The following is a 16,499-nucleotide window of genomic DNA, read 5'->3' on the forward strand; positions in this document are numbered from 1 at the left end:
CCGGGGGCGAAATCGGCGTGGATGGTGACGCGACCGTTTTCCGTGACCGAGGCGAGCAACGCGCTGGACAGGGCGTAGACCGTGCCTTCGCTGCGTGGCGTGACGTCGTGCTCGGAGCCGTCGGCAGCCACGGCCGTGGCCTTGAGCTGGGACTCGGCGCCGGCGTCGAGCTGGCGCTGCGGCGCGCTGAGGCTCAGACCCTGCGGCGAGGGCGTGAACTGGCCGAACTGAATGGGACCGAGTTCGACCTGGGCGTCCTGCAGGGGGTCGGTGAAGCCGGCGGCGCTCTGGCCCAGGGAACCGTCGGAGCAAACGGCGCGGGCGCGGATCGCGCCGAGGGAACCGGGAATGCCGAACACGATGTAGCTGCCGTCGGCGACCAGCGGCGCATTGCGGTTACCCGCGGTGACGACGCAGCTCGCACCCGGCGGCGGCACGCTGCCGGCCTGAGCCAGCGCGGCGCCGGAGAGCAGCCAGCAGCAGACGCCCAGCAGCGCACGACCGAATCGCGTTCCCACGGCAGTTCCCATGATGTCCCCTGTAGCTCCCGACCGCATTGACTGCCGCAACGACGCTGCTTCTCGCACCCCGAACTGCTTCGCCGTACGTGACGGGCGAGTCACCCGCCTCGCGCTGCAACGGAGCACGGTGCTGAGGTAGCTGCTTCTGTGTAAAACGCGAATTCGCGCCAAACGTGATCACGGCATCCGAGCCGGCCAGCATCCCAGAACGGTCGGCGCGGCTAACCCACAGTCCGATCGACTTCCCCAGGGAGGCAAGAAACGCCCGCCATGACGTCAAAACGCCCCCGTTCGCTAAAAACGTACTGCTTCGGCACCGGTCGCCAGTCGCTTGAGCAAGTTCCGCGCCTAGCGTACTGGAACCATGAACGGCCTGCCCCGCGCCGACGCCATCTGTCCGTGTGGCAGCTCGGCAGCATTCGCCTTCCGAAGGAACGCTGCCGTCTGCTTGCTCGTATGCTGACTTTTTAGATTCTTACTTGCTAGCTAAAAATTGCCGAGCACGCTCACGCTCCTACGCGCGGGCGACCCGCCTGATTGCGCGCGTACGCAGGCGTACGGCCGAGCAAAGGAACTAGCCGCCGCATTTCCGCGCGCTTCAGCTTGTGAGGTCGCGCTCGATACATCCGCTTGCGTTGAGATGGATGCCCCGCACAGCGATAGCGAGGTCTACGTGTCCGCCGCTCGCTCAATCTCGGCGAGAAAGGCATCTTGTCGCCCCTTGGACAACGCGGCGAAGGCCAGAAGCAAACGCGCTTGGCGATCGTCGTCGGCGAACAAGTAAGCGAGCGGCACGCCCAAGGCCTGCGCCAAGCGTCCTGCCGTCTCCATGTCGGGCTCGTGCACGCCGGTTTCGTACCGATTGACCCGGGTGCTCGCCACGAACTCGTCCAGTCCCGCTGCAATCCCCAAGTCCTTTTGCGACATGCGCGCACCCCGACGAGCGGCTTTGAGCCGTGCGCAGAAAACTGCTTTGGGTGACTTTCGCATGCTCCGACCAGACTGAACGGGAGCCTACGAGAGTCGTAGTTTTCGCTTGTACACGATACTACGATTATCGTAGCTTTCGGTGCAACCGGAGCGAGCCCAAGACCGCTCCGTCCACACAAATCAAGGGGAAAGCGCAATGAGCACCGTCGCCGCCACCCGGCCCCGCGCCAGCATTCACGAGAGTTCCTACACCGCTACGCCAACGGCCGATGGCTGGACCCATTTCGACGTCACCGGAGCGAAGGGCCTTACCGCCCCGTGGCCGTTGCTGCTGATCGGCACCTTCATGGGCGGCTACGTCGCCTGGGGTATGTATAAAGGCATGCTTCCCGCCGTGATTGTCGGCACCTTCATGGGGTTCATTCTCGCGGCCTCGTACGTCTTCAGTCGTGCAGGTTCACTGTCGAAGTTCCGTAGTCGTCGCGCGCCCGCAGGGACGTTTGCGGTGAGCTTGCAGGGCATTCGGCTGCGCAACGGCAAGGTAGTTCCCGTGCGGAACATCCGTCGGCTCGTCTGCCGAAATGTGCAAACAGGAACCAATGGAATCTTCATCGGTGGCAACGGGGTGATCGGGGGTCTCGCCGCCGCTGGTGCGGCACGCCATCACGCTGATGCGGAAGCCTATGTGCCGATCTCGTTTCAGCTCGAACTGGAGGCGGACGGCCGCACCATCCCGATTGTCGGAAGCCTCACCATCGCGACCGCGAACGCACTGCTTGAAGACGTATCGCACGCGCTCAACCGCCACTGATTCGGAACTCAGCGCATCTCGGGCGGAAAGCGCACCGGATGATTCGCCGTCATCCCGCCAGCGCTTGCCGCGATTCGCGCGTGCCTGCCCCGCCTGAGTCTTCGAAACCGACGCCGTCTTCCCATCGGTGACAGCCGGTCAGCGATGCCGCTACCATCGACGGTTCGCAAATCCCGGACGGTAGCGTCGCACGCACGGGACCGGCACAGCGAACCGTAAACACCGTGGAACCCTCGAACCCTGCGGGCTTCTCCGGCAAGGTTCGTCACTTGGATGGCTTGCGCCCCGTGTTTCTTTTCGGCTTGCCGGAAATCTTACCCGGCCGCATAGCGGGCGCTTCCGGAACCACCGGGATCCCGGCGTCCACCCGTCGGCGCCGCGGCGGCCGGTAAGGAGGGTCCTTGAGACGTTGCTCCAGGCGTACCGCGAAGTTTGGGAAATCCACCCCGTAGACGGCCGCGAGCTCGCGTACCTGGACGAGATCCAAGCCACGCCCGCCTACTTCGAGAGCGGAGAGCCAGGTTTGTGGGCGTTCAAGCTCCGCCGCCGCTTCCGATTGCGACAGCCCGGCCTCCAGCCGCAAATCCCGGAGCAGAGCCACAACGGTGGCGTACTCCGGCGTGTGCAGCGACGTGCGTTTCATCGAACGAGCCCGCGTAGGAAAACCGCAGGTTAGAATCCGATGGCGGTGTATCCGAAAAACATGTTTGTACCTGTTTAACGAGTACGCCATGCTCGAGCCTCCAAGCCGTCGCGCGGGCTCAGTCGTGGACCATCGAAGAAACACACCGTACGAGCAAAAAGGGGAGCGCGTCCGCGCTCCCAAAGGTCGCCGTGCCGGGCGACCAACACCCGGGGAAGGGTTTGGACCCCGGTGGTTCAGAGTCCGGTGCGGGAGCACTCGTCCGTGAGCCACCGACGAATCGTCGGCAGCCACCGTGCGGCCTCCGGCCCGAGGACCGCGCCGGTGAGCAGCGCGTCCCTGAGTTCGGGAGGTATCCGGACCTCGGGTACGTCGCGCAGGACGCGCTGCAGCTCGACACGCAGGCGTGGGGTGGGATCGAAGCCGGGTGCGTGCGGTGCGGCGGCTTCGGCCACCAAGGCGGCGACCCTTTGGATTTCGAAGTACGCCGAGGTGTCAGCGGCCAGCGGCATCGCGGCGCTGGTCCCGCACATCACCTGGACGGCCCGCGGAGTCGAAATCGGCGGAGGTGGCGGCCTCAATGCGCGCCACGCGGCACGCCGTGCGTGCGTCGCCCTGGGCGGCGACCAGATTCAGGTGCGGCGTGCCGGTCGAAACGACCGGCGGTGCGTTCTTCAGTACCACAGAAACGTCCCGCCCGGCCTCGTCGCTGCTCAGCACCGCGCCGCCGATCTGGAAGTCCACGCGAGCCGTCGTCGCCAAGCTCGCGCAAGGGCCGTCGAGCACGATCCGGCGGATCGACTCGCGACCTTCGCGAACCAGCACTGTGGTGGCGTTCTCGATGACGAAGCCGCGCACCCGTTCCGGGCGCAAGGTGGCCTGGGGCTCGGCCGCCGCCGCGAAGTTGGCGGCAACGAGCAACAGCGCGGTCAGAACGAACGCGAAGGTCGTTGGAAAGATGGTCGTGTTCACGGATACCCCTGGGCGAACCGCCTCCTTGGCGGCGGGGATCACGGTGAACGCAGGACGTCAGCGGCAGGAGCCTCAGATGGGACTTGACAAAAGCAACAAAGCCAACAATGAACTGGACGGCCTGATCGGCGCGCTCTACGCGGACCTCGACGGTCCCGAATGGTCGGACGCATTCCTTGCTGGCGTGTGCCGGGCGACCCACAGTTCGGCCGGCGCGTTCGTCGTCACAGACCTCACGCTCCAACGGGACGCGCTGCCGTCGTTCTACGGTGCGGAAACCGTGTCGGCGCTGGCCTACGAACGACGTTACGCTGGGCACAACCCTTGGCGCGCGGCGCGGGCGGTGGCGCACCGGCATGACGGCATGATCCTGAGTTCGGACGACATCATGCCCGTCTCGGAACTCAAGCAGACGGTGTTCTACCGCGACTTCCTGCACCACCTGGGGGTCGCGCACGGCGCCGGCCTGATCGGCCTGAGCGACGCCCGGGCGGTGGGCAGCCTGACCCTGCTCCGTTCGTCTCAGGCCGGCCCATATACAACGGAAGAGCTGCGTCTGCTGCGATCGCTCGCGCCGCACTGGTCGAACGCTTGCGCCCTGCGCCAGCGCTTCGACGCGCTGTCGGACCAGCATCGCCGACTGACAGCCGTCGTGGACCACTTGGCGCTGCTGGTCTTCTTGCTCGATGGAGAAGGTAGGCTTGTTCGCACAAACGTCGCTGCGGACCGATGCCTGTCGAGCGGGCTGGGGCTGAAGGTTTGGCGCGGAAGGCTGATGGCGGTTCATCCGGCCTCCGAGGTGGCTATGGCGGGCGCCGTCCTGGCCGCCAGCGCTGCTCCGCGGATGGGCGCGCCGCCGGCCCACGCGTTTCTGCTGCGCGACCCCGCCGGTGGCCCCATCGGGCACGCAGCGGTGCATCGTCTGCACCCGGGGGGCGCCGCACCCGTGGTGGTGTTCGTCCGGCTTCTGGAAGCGGCGGCCGGATCGACGAGCGACCGTCTGCGCGACGCGCTCCGCGACGCCTACGGACTGACCTCGGGCGAAGCGGCATTGGCCGAAGCGCTCGCCAAGAGGCACGACCTGACGCGGACCGCCTCTGGTCTGGGCATTGCGTCGGCGACGGCGCGCACGCGCTTGAAAGCCGTGTTCGACAAGGTCGGCGTCGAGAATCAGACCGGTCTCGTGGCGGCGGTCCTGGCGCTGCGCGAAGTGCTGGGGCCAGTCTCGACGTTGCCGTCAGCCATTGATGGGCGAGGAGCAACTCAGCTCAAATATGGAGCGCCGGTCGGTGGGCGCAGCGGGAATACCTAGTTTGGCCCGAGGTCACCTGGACCGACGAGAACAGCCTGCCCCGCCACGGCTTCTTCAACACCTGAGCCCCATGGTGCGGCATTGTGAACGCCGAGGACGCTGAGGTCGTCGAAACCGCCAAGATCAAACGCATCGCGAAGAAGCGGAACGCGGCAAGCCGCAGATCCCAGCGAGTCCACGAACCAGGGATGAGTAGAACGCACCAAGCGAAACCGAAAACTGCCGACTGCGTCTCAGGACGTCCCTCGACAACCCGCCCGGCAGGACTACATTGGTTGGTCCCATCCGGAGAAAACCATGACGTCGACCGTCGCCGCGCGCGTTCGCCCCGACCGCTCAAAAGCACACCCAAACGCGCCCGTCCGATCACCGCCCGGCGACCGAGGCCCGCTCCGATCGATGTCGCGTTGGGAACTGGAGAAATCATTCGGCGAAATGATCGCGATCGCACCGTCCCGCTCAACGCGAGCGCTGGCCTGGCACGATCCGGTGCGGTTGCAACAGCAGATGGACCGCATCGCGCGCCGGGTCGGAATGAGGCATCTTCTGCTGCCCCGCTTGCAGCGTTTCATCGACGCTTGGGAGGAGGCGAACGACGAGGTGCGACGGTGGTCGCTCCGGCAGTGGAAGGTGAGCTGCGCGTGCGCCGTCGAAACCGTCTACACGCCGCCGGCCGACCGGGACGGAAACCCAGCTCGCATCCTCCGACCGCGGCCGCCCGTTGAACCGCGGCGGCCCCTCCGTCGAGGCTGATCTCCCTCGCTGCGTTGCGCGGCCGCGCCTTGAAGCACGGCACGACCGCCGTCACCTCTTGGGAAGGCTGCCCTCGGGGCGGCATCCCTCATATTCAGGTGGTCCATGCCCCCTATCCAAACAGGTCGCGCGGGCTCGGCGGCCGCGTCGCCGCGCACCCAACGCTCGCTCGACCTTGAGATCGTTGAAGCCGGCATCGCCAAGAAATTGCCCGTCCTTGATGCGCTGAGTGCTGCCCGTCGCCAGCGAACCGCAGCCGGTGGCGCTCCGGCTTCCCCAACGGCACTGCGGCTGCTGGCGCAGGGCGACTCCTGGCTCGACCGTGGCCCCACCGACCTTGCCGACAGCCTTCGACGCGACAGCGGTCACCGAGTGACGTCGCTGGCCATCTCGGGCTCCACGCTCGACCAAGTGGCTTACGGCACGCTGCCGCTCGACCACCTGGGCGTGGCCGGTGCCGATCATGTCTCCCGCGCCGAGGACCTGATCTACACGATGCAGTCCGTGCGTCCCGGCGCTCTCCTGCTGTCCGCCGGCGGCAACGACGTGAAGGGTGGCGCCCTGGGCCTGATCGGGTCGGCGCTGAGCTCATCGAAGGGCTTCGACGCAGGCGCTGTACGGCGCCACGTCGCCAACGCCTTCGCGCAGCCCTACCGCGACCTGGTGGCCCTCGTGACCGCCAAGGCGGAACGCATGGGCCGGCGCGTGCCAATCGTGATCCACGGCTACGATTACCTTCGTGTGTCGGAGCGCGCCCGGTGGGCTGCGGCGCGGCTCGGTCGCGGCGCCGGCGAGCTCCTCGAAACCGTGGGGCGAGCGTTCGTCGATGCGTTCCACGACGTCCTGTCGGATCTGGCGGAAGAACACCCTGGAACGGTGTTCCTGGCCGACCTGCGGGGCACCCTCACCGACGCAGTCGACTGGGCGGACGAGATCCACACGAGCGCGCGCGGGTTCACGCGGTTGGCCGGGAAAGTCGACGGCGTTTTGCGGAGCGCCCTCGCACAACAGGCCGCAAGCTAGTTCCGTCGGACCTCGGCACCCAGCGTGCCGTTATCGCTCAGCGGCACAAGAAATGGCTGCCATCGATCAACGTCGCTTTCTGATCGAACAGCTCCAAGAAATGCTTGACGTGGCCGGCGTGTACGTCGACAACACGGACGGATCACGAACGTCCTTCCGAGGATTGGCGCATTAAACCTGCATTGGCTGAACCATCAATCCGCCGGACTTGGTATTCTGCTCAGGGGCTTAACGCTGGCAGCTCGAACACATCGCTGAAAACAAGATCACCGTCCCACCCTGCTCCGCCGGAGAGGTCGGTGATTGTGCTCAGTACCGCCGAGTGCAGACTCGTCGTTGCATCGCCGATGCGCCCGCTCAGGGAGAAATCGATCAACAGCACGCGCGCCTCACCGCCGCTGCGCGTGCCGATCAAGTGACCTCCGCCGGTCGGCTCCAAGATAAGGTAGTTTTCGCCGGTGGCGCTGTCGTCGCGGGCACTTAATACGGTTGCCGGACTTGATGGCGCCATTTGCCGGGCGCGGCCCAGACCGGCCGTGATGAGCGACTGGCTGTAGGGGTCGTACACCACGCCCGTCGCGTAAGCCGATGCCGCCAATCGGGTTGTCGAGAATGTTGCAAGATTGATTCTGCCGAAGTTTCCATTTTCGAACTCTCCACCGGTGGTGTAGAACGCTCCCTGCCCCGGCGCAAACGCCAGCATCGTGGCGACCGTGTCGTCGCCACCGACGGCATGCGCGGTTCCGTTGGCCAGCGGCGACAAAGGCACCTCGGACAGCGCCGTGTCCTTCCAGCCGACCCAGAGCCTCGTTCCCGACGGGTCGAGTGTTGCGGTGTTGGCGTTCGTGAGCGAGTTGACGAGGGCCACGGCGTGCGCGCGCGGATCGTAGACCGAGACATACCCGGCACCGACGACGACGACCCGGCCGCCTGGCAGTACCCGCACGCTGCCACCTCGCCTCAAGAGCGCGACGGCCACAGGCGGCGATACCGTGAACAACGCACCGCCATCGTAGACGTAGCTCGCCCGGTAGAGCGTGCCGCCCAGCGCAGAAAGGTAGAGCGTACCGCGCGAGGGCGTGCCGGCTCCCAGCGCTGATTGCACGAAGCAGAGAACCAACAGCACCGTGGTGCGCACAAGACCCACCGGCAGTCGGCTCATTGGAATCCGTCCCGGAAAATCGTGTCGGCCGGAACAACCCAGGGCGGATCGCCCGCGTTCGCGACGCGCACTTTGGCGACGAACATGTCGAGGTGGTCGTCGACCGACGATCGGAATTCGCCCGCGACGTAAACGTCGGTGTCACCGTTCCCAAAAAGGTTTCCCTGGAGTACGCCGGTCCAGGCGATCGCGCTGCTGGCAGCGTTGCCGTCGTAGTCGCGCACGCGGTGGCGTACCCAGCCCTGATCCCCGAAGGCGGCCTGCGGCTGGTAAGCATTGAGAACCGTCGAGCCGTTGCTGACGCCGATGGCGAAGCTGTCCCAATCGCCACCGCAACCCGCGACGCTGCAGGATTTCGACGCACCGATCAGCATGAGGTCGCGCGCACCCGGCAGGCGCCACCCTTCCAGACCGGCGACCATGGAATCGGCTGCGCCGCCGACGGGGAAGAACCACAGCGGCTGCAAGGCATTCGCCTGCGCCGTTGCGACGATCGGCTGGCGGCGGACCGCGCCGGCGACCGTACCGTTTTCCGCATCGCCGAACAGGACGAACGTTCCGGGCCGGGTGTCGGTGCGTATCTGCCAGAAATCGCTCTGGCGTTGCTGCCAATAGCCTTCCGGCACGCCGAGATCGTAGGAATCGTTGTACGTGTAGCCGATGGCCAGGTCGCGGTAGTTCATTGCTCCCAATTGCGCAATTTGCGCATCGTAAACGGGATCGACGCTGCCGGCATACAGGACGTGCGCCCCGACATCGGACACGGCAGCATGAACGGCGGCATCCGCATTGATGTTGTCACGCGCGGGCGGATAGCGCATCGCGTCGAGCCGGCCGCCAGCTCCCGTGCACGCCAGCGTCGGCCGGGCCGGGGCGTAGGTAGCGCCGTTGAATTCGGCCGTGGCGATGTCACGCCGGACGAAGTCCCCGTCGTCGTTGTAGACAGCAATATCGCCGACCAACGCGATTCCGTTCTCTGCGGTGAGAATCAGGCGTTGTGCGCGGTTTTCACGGTAGTAGTCGCTGCACCGTCCGTTCGCAGCCGGGGCAGAACTGCTGAGGTCCACGCTGAGCTGATTCGGTGTTTCATCGCCGCCGATGTTTTTCGGCTGGCCGTTCGACGCAAACGCTTCGATGAAGAAATCCCTGCTGTCGCTGTCAGGGCCGGAGTAGTCATCGGCGTAGCCGATCACGATGTCGCCGTTGGGCATGACGACCATGCCGCCGAAGCTCGATACGTTGGTGCGTGCAGAGAACGCTACGCCGTTCGCGCCGAACGTGGGATCGATCTGTCCGTTCATGGTCAGCCGCGTGATGGCGACGTAGCGCCCGGCAGACCCCGCGACGAGAATCCATTTCGGACCGAACGCCCCGCCGCCGAGGTCGCCGCGTAGGATCTGGATCGACTTCGCCCTGTCATCGGTCGTCGTCCCGAGCCGATCATCGAAGTAGAGTCGAACAAAACCATGGTCGCCGAAACTCGGATCGAGCGATCCCGTCGGGAGCCCGACCGCATAGGCCGGGGCGAGCACGGTGGAGAGGCAAAGCAGCAGCAATCCTGGCAAGACGTGGTTCATGGCGTTTCCTCCTGGAACCGCCATACACGCAAAACACCACAAGACCCTGCCACACCCCGTCGACGCCGCGGGCGACGCTCAGCGCGGGACCAACTGCCCGAGCAGCTGCCGTGCGTAGGGCGAATCGTCGCTACGCAGCCGCGGTTGGATCGCTGCACGGATCTCGCCGGCTTCGCGCAGCCGATCCGTGGCTTCGAGCGCCGTTACCAGCGCCACCTGCACTTCCAACACACGCGGATCGTGGGCGGGATGCGGTGGGCGGCGGACCGACAGCGCCTCGCGCAGCAACGGTACCGCCGCGTCCGCACGGCCGAGGGCAAGCTTGGCGCGCGCCGCGGCGAACAGCGACAGGCCGAGGCGGTAGTTGCCGGGCTCGAACACGCGTCGCGCCAGTTCCGTTGCGCGCGTGGCCGTCGTGTCCGCGGTCGCGGCGTCTCCGCCATCGAGTTCAGCGAGGCTCAGCTGCGCCAGCAAGTTGGCGAGTATCGAATTGCCGCCGGAGCCAACCTGACCGAGCGCCTCCGTGGCCGGGCGCAGTTCGGCCAATGCCTCCGCGTAGCGGCCTTCCAGTCGCAGCAGGTTGCCCAGCCGGCCGCGCGTATCGTTGAGCCATTGCGATGTGGGCTGCTCGTGCTGCGAAGCAATCCTGTACGCCTCACGGATCGCCGTTTCCGCTTCGCTGTAGCGCCCCCGCAACTGCAAGGTGTAGCCCAGGTGCAGCAGCGTGTCGGCACTGTCGTTGCCGCGCTCCGCACCGGCAGCGCGGTCCGACAAGGCGAGTGATTCCCGGAACAGCGCTTCGGCTTCCGCGAAGCGCCCGAGTTCCCGGTAGTCGGCGGCGAGGAACTTCGCATGGCTCGCAATTTGTGCAGGATTGGAACCGTTCAGGGCCTCACGCTCAACCCGCAGCAGCGCATTGCGGCTCTCTGCGGCCTGCTCGAAACGGCCGGCAATTTCTGCAGCTCGAATCCGGTTCGAGCGGATGGTCCATGTCTGGATGTTGTCGGCACCGTACAACCGGGTTGCCGATTCCTCCGCCGTTTTCAGCACAGCGTCGGCGCCGGACAGATCGTGCTTGTGCAGCAGCATCAGCCCCAGGCGGTTCTGCGCATCGATGCGCGCGCTGGCCGCATGCGGCAGCTCCTGCAGGATCCGCAGCGCCTGCCGGATGGCCGCAATGGCTTCGTCACCGCGCGCGTTGTTGTCGAGAATCTTGCCGAGCAGCATCCAGTCCTCGGCGACGGCCGCGCTGCTGTCGCCGAACCGCGCGCGGTCGTCCGCCATCAACGCGCGCAACTCGGGATCGGCACGCTGGTAGTTCTCGGCCGCCACCAGGGCAGCCACACCCAGGCGCCTAGCGCGCTGTTCTTCTTCGTCAGCGCCGGCCCTCTGGGCCAGCGCCCGCGCAGCCTCGACGTGCGCGGCGGCCGCGGCAAAATCGCGCAGCTCTGTCTCGACCTGCGCAAGGACCAGCAGGCTGCGCGCCCGGACGTCTGCTGGAACAGCGTCGGTCTTGTCGCGTTCGATGGCCTGCGTCGCCATGGTCCTGGCACGCGCGTAGTCGCCGAGGTCGGAATACAGGCCGGCAAGCACGTTCATCAGATCGGCCTGCACCGCGGGGGTCGCGGCCAGCTCGGCGACTTGCCGCGCGCCACGATCGAGCAACTGGTGCGCGGTGAACGGTTGGCCGTTGTTCTCGTCCGGACTGGCCTGGGCGAACACACCCACGACGAAGTGGCGCACCGCCTCAGCGTGCTCGGCGCTCTCGCGCGCCAGACGCGCCTGCCGCATGCTGATCGCCGCAGCTGCGATGGAAACCACCAGCACCGCCAGCAGTGCGCCGAGCCACAGGCGGTGGCGCGCGATGAACCGCCCGGCGAGATACCGCCGGCTGCTGCGGCGAACGACGATCGGCCGGCCGTCGCGATGCCGACGTACGTCCTCGGCAAACGCCTCAACGCTGGCGTAGCGCCGCTCCGGCAAAGGCTGCAAGGCGCACAACGCGATCACGTCGAGATCACCGCGCAGCGCGCGTGCGCGTTGCGGCTCGACGCGCCGGCTGGGCGCGACGAACGTGTCGTCGGCGTAGGCACCGTGTTCCGGGCGCCAATCGGCACCGCGCGGCGCATGGTCGGTCAACAGCAGGTAGAAAAGACCGCCCAACCCGTAGACATCGGTCGCCGTCGTGATCGGTCCGCCGCTCAGCTGCTCGGGTGCTGCGTAGCGTGGTGTCAGCGGCTCCCCTTGCGTACGCGTAAGGTCCGTACCCGCAGAATCGTCCAGCAGTTTCGCGATGCCGAAGTCGAGGAGTTTGACGCGCCCTTCCTCCGTAACGAGCACGTTGGCCGGCTTGATGTCGCGGTGTACGACCAGTTGGCGGTGCGCGTGGGCGACGGCGGCGCACACGTCAAGGAACAGCAACAGCCGTTCACCCAAGCCCAGTTTTCGTTGCGCCACGTAGCGGTCGATCGGCTCGCCGTCGACGTAGTCCATCACGAGGTACGGCGCGCCGTCTTCCCGGAGACCTGTTTCGAGCAACCGTGCGATCGCCGGATGATCCAGCTGCGCCAGGACGCGGCGTTCGCGATCGAAGCGGGCAAGCGCAACGACGGAATCACCGCTGCGGTGCAGAACCTTCAGTGCGCCGCGCTGCCGGAGTTCACCCGTACCGCGCTCGACCAGATACACGATACCCATGCCGCCACGCCCCGCTTCGCGGACGACCCGCCACGCGGGCGCGGCGTTGGTCGCCACGGCGTCCACATCGGCACCGTCGTCGTCCTGAGCGAGACGATCCCGTTGCGCGCGCGCGGCGGCGTCGAAAGCGCCCCCCTGTGCGTCGGCACGCAGCAGCGCTTCGACTTCGGCGCACAGGGCCGGGTCGTCGCACAGTTCACGCAGCCGGTTTGTTTGTTGCGCAAGCGGCAAATCGACCACCGCATCGAACAGGTCGCAGACCCGGCGAAACTGTGTCGCCGGCAGGCTCACTGCCCGATGCTCGATGCAGCGAGCTGCTCGATCAGAAACGCCCGGGCCGCGCGCCAGCTGCGGAAGACCGTGCGTTCGCTGAGCCCTAGCTGCGTGGCGATCTGAGCGATCGGCATGCCAGCAAACACGTGCAGCTCGACGACCTGCGCGAAACGCGCGTCAAGCGCTTCGAGCTGCGTCAGCGCCGCATCGACGGCGACCAGGTCAAACGGCTGCGCCGAGCTTTCCGGTTCCAGGCCGTTCAAGGTGACCTGCGGAGCGCCAGCGCCGCGCTTGTCCGCCATGCGCCGCCGAGCGCGGTCCACGAGGATCTGGCGCATCGCCCGTGCCGCAAGGGCGCGCAAGTAGCCGGGCTCTTTGCCACGCGCCAGCTCGTGCGCACCGATCTTCAGATACGTTTCGTGCACCAGCGCGGTCGTGTCCAGCGTTTCGTAGGAGCGCCGCTCGCGGCGCGCGTGGTGGGCCAACCGCTTCAGCTCATTGTAGGCCAACGCGAACAGGTCGTCCGATGCCGCTGCGTCAGCGTGGTCCGCCGTTGGTTTGATCACAACCCGTCCTCAATCACGGTGGCTCCCGGCCCCACTCCGACGGCTCCGAAGTCGGGCCATCTTAAGGCTCGTCCAGGCCTCAATTTTGCGCCGTCCGTCCGCAATGCAGCGGACAAGCGGATGTCCCACCAGCCCCTATGGCAGCTTCAGGAAGACGGGCGAACGGGGCCACCACCGTCAGAGCCTGCTGGGCTGCTTCAGGCGCACCCCGCGCCCTTGGCCGTGGCTGGGCATGTTCTCGCCGATGAGTTCGATGCCCGCCTGATCCAACGCCGCGACGATCTTGGTCAAGGTCTCGACGACGCCACGCACGTTGCCGGGACTGGCCTCCATGCGCTGGATGGTCGGCAGCGACACACCGGCTTTCTCCGCCAAGGTCTTTTGGTCCATGCCTGCCAGCGCGCGCGCTGCCCGAAGTTGGTCAGCAGTGATCATCCGTAAATCCTTTCAAATACGTTGACAAAACAGCTCCATACGTCTGATTTGATGTTTAAAACATCAACATGCAATGCTTGAACCTTACAATTAATGCCACTAGCATGCTTCAGCCCCAACCGTCACGACCAGCCAACGTCCGTCCGCACGTCGGCCCAAGCAAGGCTCCATCGATGATCAAAACTCGCCTCCGCCCGAACCCGGTACGCCAGCATGCGGCTCCTCGAAATCCGCACCTCGCTCCTACGCCCCCCGCGCTGGGCAGGGTAGCGTTCGCGGCCAGCGTTCAGGCGCGCGATCAGACCGGTAAACGGGTGCGCGTGCAAGCGCTCTGCTGGCCCACCGTACCAGCCGCGTGGCCGGCGCTGACGCAAGCGTGGGAGGCCATCTCCGCGAGCCGTAACGCCAGCGGCGTTGAGCCGGCGACCAACACGGCGGCTTCTTGGCTTAGGCAGTGCGCGCCTCAACTGGCCTCCCCCTTCATGAACGCATCCGCTTCAGCCGAAGAGAGCTCTATCGCCGCCATTCTCGGCCGGACGCCGCTTCAGGCCGCCGTCGCCATCGCCGAGGAGCCCGAAACCCAAACCGGCACGGGCACAGCCAACGGCCGCCTGCATGCCCTTGGCCTTTGCTTGTCGGCGCACGGCGAGTTCTTGCGCTTGCCCGGACGACAAGCCTGCGACGCTTTGGTGATGGCGCGCGCTCAAAGCGACGCCGAAGCAACGGAAGTGGACGCCATGCTGCGTGCCCGTGCCCGGCAATCCGAACGGGATTGGACCCACAATCTGCGTTGGCAGTTTTGGGACGAGACCCCCGAACCGCTTCCGCTGGAGCTGGCGCGCCTGATCGCGGGCTGCGTCCTGCAACAACGGATTCATGAGGGAAACGTCAATCCGGTGTTCAGCGCCGTGCTGCCCAAGCTGATGCGATCGCCGTTCCCTGTCTCAGCAGGCCGCTTCAAGCGGCGCTGATACTTACCTGTGATCTGGGGCTAAACCGTTCGAAACGAGTTCACGCGGTCAACACATCCCTGACGTGGGGGTTGGGTCGCCGGGCTTGTGAACGACGCCATAGGCCGTACAGAACGGTGCACCCAGGCGAACCGACAAGCTATCCGGCTGGTCATGATCGAACAACCAGACTGCGCGTAGAGCATCGATGTGCAACCGAAAAAACGATGCGTACGGGAAGTTCGTTCAGCATTCTGATGCGGAGAAGCATGTGCCCGCCCCCTTATCGGAAGGCGCGCAGGCAATATTGCTGATCCGAAATCTCAAGTCACGAAGCACAGGTTCGCTCGATCACCAGCAACTACTCCAGCAGCAGCAGGAGCGCGCGGACGAGTTGAGTTGTCTGCTGCCGATTGCGCGCGTCGAACGTGAAAACCGGAGCGGCGATGCCTTGCGCACGCATGGCTTTGCGCACCGCGATCAAATCGAACTGCGGCACCTCGTCAGTTCGGGTGATACCGATCACGATGGGCAACGATGCATCGAAGTCCGAGACGATGCGAGCCCAATAACTGCATAGGCCCACAACTTCCGGATCGGCACCGTTCAGCACGACGATCGCGCCGAAAGCGCCCTGGAGCAAGATCGATCGCATGAACTCGAAATGATCTTGGCCTGGGCAACCGTAGAGGAACACGCTGTGACCGTCTCCGATCCTGACGGTCGCAAAATCCATCGCCACCGTGGTCGAGGTCTTGTCGCCCGTCGTCGGCCCGCACATGGGCATATCGGTGGAAACAGGTGGGGAGTCCGCAATCGAAGCGATGGCGGTGGTCTTGCCGGCCCCCATCGGGCCGACAAACACCAGTTTGGTCGACAACGCATCGACGACGGAGATCTGGTTCGTCATGGTCTTCCTGTAAAACCCGTAGCATCCGATGGCGACACACTGCGCCGCTTACCGCTTTCTAGCTACCGCAAGACCATCCACCGACCGCGCAGTGTTTGTACCGTCGCTGGATAGCCATCGTGTGGAACGACGCAATCGGCTGCAGGCTTCACCACGCCAGCCCGAATCGAGCCGCGAGCTTGCTCAACAAGGGGATCGCAACACGCGGTACCTGAGCCGCGGACGGCACAGGAACTGTTCGTGGCTCGCCGACGACGAGCAAGTTGCTGGCGCGAAACGCCCACAAGCACGCGTTCACTTCGTCCGCACCAATACCAGCTTTTTCTGCGCGCTCCAGCACGTTCCCGGATCGCTGCTGCAGCCAGCTGGCGATGCGCAACGGCGTTAACGTTTCGCAGGCAGAACCGAGATCTGGCCAATCACGCAGCCCGTAAGCACTGCCCGCGAACGCAGGCAGCGCCTGTCGGCTGCGCAGAGCGCCCTCGACCAGAAACGCATCAAGGCTCCACGAAATTTCACCCACGCTAGGATGGCGTTCGGGGACGACGGTGAATCCGCGGACTTCTGCGCCCTGACCCAGCGCGTCGCGCGCAGCCAGCATATCGCTGAGCGTTCCCGCCATGACACGACCGCGGGAGGCACGGATGCTGATCCGGCGGCCGGCTATGTCTGCGTCGATGTCGCGCCCCCTCCACGCGTCGTGGGTCAGCTCCATCAAAGCAGATGCATCGCCCACTGGGCAACGCGCCGGAGAGCCGTCCACGGCGCTTGGTTTCACTGCAGCGCCGTGGTTTCGAGATGCAGCGATCACGCCACGCAGAGCCGAAACCAGAGACGCTGCAGTGCCTTCAACCACATAACACTGCGACGTGAACCGCCCCGGCTTCCCCGGAGACTCCATCTCTTGAGAGGATGGAGCAATGAGCAAGTCAGCAAATTTTCCGAAGGAAGTGCGCGAGCGTGC

Annotated in this window: 17 protein-coding genes; 5 read left to right on the forward strand and 12 right to left on the reverse strand. The window is 65.7% G+C overall.

Annotated features, from left to right (window positions below; genetic code table 11):
• Together DFR29_RS28310 and DFR29_RS28315 are read right to left on the reverse strand one after the other, a co-directional pair.
• Positions 1-518: hypothetical protein (locus tag DFR29_RS28310; RefSeq protein WP_208113766.1), on the reverse strand; the 518-nt coding region annotated here is incomplete at its 3' end.
• A gap of 672 nt (positions 519-1,190) precedes the next feature.
• Entirely contained in the window at positions 1,191-1,511 is a 321-nt protein-coding gene (locus DFR29_RS28315) for a helix-turn-helix domain-containing protein (protein WP_133822005.1), read from the reverse strand.
• Between the two features lie 136 nt (positions 1,512-1,647).
• Here DFR29_RS28315 and DFR29_RS28320 point away from each other — a divergent pair, with 136 nt between their 5' ends.
• Positions 1,648-2,262: a hypothetical protein gene (locus DFR29_RS28320; protein WP_133822006.1), complete on the forward strand. Its 615-nt coding sequence runs from the start codon at positions 1,648-1,650 to the stop codon at positions 2,260-2,262.
• Between the two features lie 265 nt (positions 2,263-2,527).
• On the opposite strand, the gene DFR29_RS28325 is transcribed toward DFR29_RS28320, so the two are convergent.
• The 3 genes from DFR29_RS28325 to DFR29_RS28335 all read right to left on the reverse strand — a co-directional run bounded on the left by DFR29_RS28325 (position 2,528) and on the right by DFR29_RS28335 (position 3,877).
• Entirely contained in the window at positions 2,528-2,905 is a 378-nt protein-coding gene (locus tag DFR29_RS28325; protein ID WP_166654418.1) for a helix-turn-helix domain-containing protein, read from the reverse strand.
• A 236-nt stretch (positions 2,906-3,141) separates the two neighbouring features.
• Positions 3,142-3,417 carry a hypothetical protein gene (locus DFR29_RS28330; RefSeq protein WP_133822008.1) on the reverse strand — a complete coding sequence of 92 codons (276 nt, stop codon included), beginning with the start codon at positions 3,415-3,417 and terminating at the stop codon, positions 3,142-3,144.
• Entirely contained in the window at positions 3,401-3,877 is a 477-nt protein-coding gene (locus DFR29_RS28335; protein ID WP_133822009.1) for a hypothetical protein, read from the reverse strand. Before DFR29_RS28335 ends, DFR29_RS28330 begins: the two co-directional genes overlap by 17 nt.
• A gap of 76 nt (positions 3,878-3,953) precedes the next feature.
• Here DFR29_RS28335 and DFR29_RS28340 point away from each other — a divergent pair, with 76 nt between their 5' ends.
• The 3 genes from DFR29_RS28340 to DFR29_RS28350 all read left to right on the forward strand — a co-directional run bounded on the left by DFR29_RS28340 (position 3,954) and on the right by DFR29_RS28350 (position 6,965).
• Positions 3,954-5,189: a helix-turn-helix transcriptional regulator gene (locus DFR29_RS28340; RefSeq protein ID WP_133822010.1), complete on the forward strand. Its 1,236-nt coding sequence runs from the start codon at positions 3,954-3,956 to the stop codon at positions 5,187-5,189.
• Between the two features lie 297 nt (positions 5,190-5,486).
• Positions 5,487-5,942 (forward strand): hypothetical protein, encoded by a 456-nt coding sequence (locus DFR29_RS28345; protein ID WP_133822011.1) that lies wholly within the window; start codon positions 5,487-5,489, stop codon positions 5,940-5,942.
• A gap of 105 nt (positions 5,943-6,047) precedes the next feature.
• A complete protein-coding gene (locus DFR29_RS28350) occupies positions 6,048-6,965 on the forward strand; it encodes an SGNH/GDSL hydrolase family protein (protein ID WP_133822012.1) in 918 nt (305 codons plus the stop codon).
• 220 nt (positions 6,966-7,185) lie between these two features.
• Here DFR29_RS28350 and DFR29_RS28355 read toward each other — a convergent pair whose 3' ends face one another.
• The 5 genes from DFR29_RS28355 to DFR29_RS28375 all read right to left on the reverse strand — a co-directional run bounded on the left by DFR29_RS28355 (position 7,186) and on the right by DFR29_RS28375 (position 13,675).
• Positions 7,186-8,127, reverse strand: coding sequence for a hypothetical protein (locus DFR29_RS28355; protein ID WP_133822013.1), 942 nt, complete (start codon positions 8,125-8,127; stop codon positions 7,186-7,188).
• Positions 8,124-9,704, reverse strand: coding sequence for a hypothetical protein (locus tag DFR29_RS28360; RefSeq protein ID WP_133822014.1), 1,581 nt, complete (start codon positions 9,702-9,704; stop codon positions 8,124-8,126). The genes DFR29_RS28355 and DFR29_RS28360 overlap by 4 nt, the downstream gene beginning before the upstream one ends.
• Before the next feature lie 78 nt (positions 9,705-9,782).
• Entirely contained in the window at positions 9,783-12,692 is a 2,910-nt protein-coding gene (locus tag DFR29_RS28365; protein WP_133822015.1) for a serine/threonine-protein kinase, read from the reverse strand.
• Entirely contained in the window at positions 12,689-13,240 is a 552-nt protein-coding gene (locus DFR29_RS28370; protein ID WP_133822016.1) for an ECF-type sigma factor, read from the reverse strand. Before DFR29_RS28370 ends, DFR29_RS28365 begins: the two co-directional genes overlap by 4 nt.
• Positions 13,241-13,417: 177 nt before the next feature.
• A complete protein-coding gene (locus DFR29_RS28375; protein WP_133822017.1) occupies positions 13,418-13,675 on the reverse strand; it encodes a helix-turn-helix domain-containing protein in 258 nt (85 codons plus the stop codon).
• A gap of 482 nt (positions 13,676-14,157) precedes the next feature.
• On the opposite strand from DFR29_RS28375, the gene DFR29_RS28380 reads away from it, so the two are divergent.
• Positions 14,158-14,646 (forward strand): hypothetical protein, encoded by a 489-nt coding sequence (locus DFR29_RS28380; RefSeq protein ID WP_133822018.1) that lies wholly within the window; start codon positions 14,158-14,160, stop codon positions 14,644-14,646.
• A 340-nt stretch (positions 14,647-14,986) separates the two neighbouring features.
• Here the strand turns inward: DFR29_RS28380 and DFR29_RS28385 are convergent, their stop codons facing one another.
• On the reverse strand, positions 14,987-15,535 hold the full coding sequence (locus DFR29_RS28385; RefSeq protein WP_133822019.1) for a GTP-binding protein: 549 nt from the start codon (positions 15,533-15,535) through the stop codon (positions 14,987-14,989).
• A gap of 148 nt (positions 15,536-15,683) precedes the next feature.
• The coding region (locus DFR29_RS28390; RefSeq protein WP_208113767.1) for a hypothetical protein at positions 15,684-16,499 on the reverse strand (816 nt) is incomplete at its 5' end.

It is taken from the genome of Tahibacter aquaticus (genome assembly GCF_004363655.1).
GTDB lineage: Bacteria > Pseudomonadota > Gammaproteobacteria > Xanthomonadales > Rhodanobacteraceae > Tahibacter > Tahibacter aquaticus.

Bases quoted from the DNA above. Each gene is read 5' to 3' on its own strand.
- DFR29_RS28315 (WP_133822005.1), bottom strand. From the start codon at position 1,511: ATGCGAAAGTCACCCAAAGCAGTTTTCTGCGCACGGCTCAAAGCCGCT.
- DFR29_RS28320 (WP_133822006.1), top strand. From the start codon at position 1,648: ATGAGCACCGTCGCCGCCACCCGGCCCCGCGCCAGCATTCACGAGAGT.
- DFR29_RS28325 (WP_166654418.1), bottom strand. From the start codon at position 2,905: ATGAAACGCACGTCGCTGCACACGCCGGAGTACGCCACCGTTGTGGCT.
- DFR29_RS28330 (WP_133822008.1), bottom strand. From the start codon at position 3,417: ATGCCGCTGGCCGCTGACACCTCGGCGTACTTCGAAATCCAAAGGGTC.
- DFR29_RS28340 (WP_133822010.1), top strand. From the start codon at position 3,954: ATGGGACTTGACAAAAGCAACAAAGCCAACAATGAACTGGACGGCCTG.
- DFR29_RS28345 (WP_133822011.1), top strand. From the start codon at position 5,487: ATGACGTCGACCGTCGCCGCGCGCGTTCGCCCCGACCGCTCAAAAGCA.
- DFR29_RS28350 (WP_133822012.1), top strand. From the start codon at position 6,048: ATGCCCCCTATCCAAACAGGTCGCGCGGGCTCGGCGGCCGCGTCGCCG.
- DFR29_RS28355 (WP_133822013.1), bottom strand. From the start codon at position 8,127: ATGAGCCGACTGCCGGTGGGTCTTGTGCGCACCACGGTGCTGTTGGTT.
- DFR29_RS28360 (WP_133822014.1), bottom strand. From the start codon at position 9,704: ATGAACCACGTCTTGCCAGGATTGCTGCTGCTTTGCCTCTCCACCGTG.
- DFR29_RS28375 (WP_133822017.1), bottom strand. From the start codon at position 13,675: ATGATCACTGCTGACCAACTTCGGGCAGCGCGCGCGCTGGCAGGCATG.
- DFR29_RS28380 (WP_133822018.1), top strand. From the start codon at position 14,158: ATGAACGCATCCGCTTCAGCCGAAGAGAGCTCTATCGCCGCCATTCTC.
- DFR29_RS28385 (WP_133822019.1), bottom strand. From the start codon at position 15,535: ATGACGAACCAGATCTCCGTCGTCGATGCGTTGTCGACCAAACTGGTG.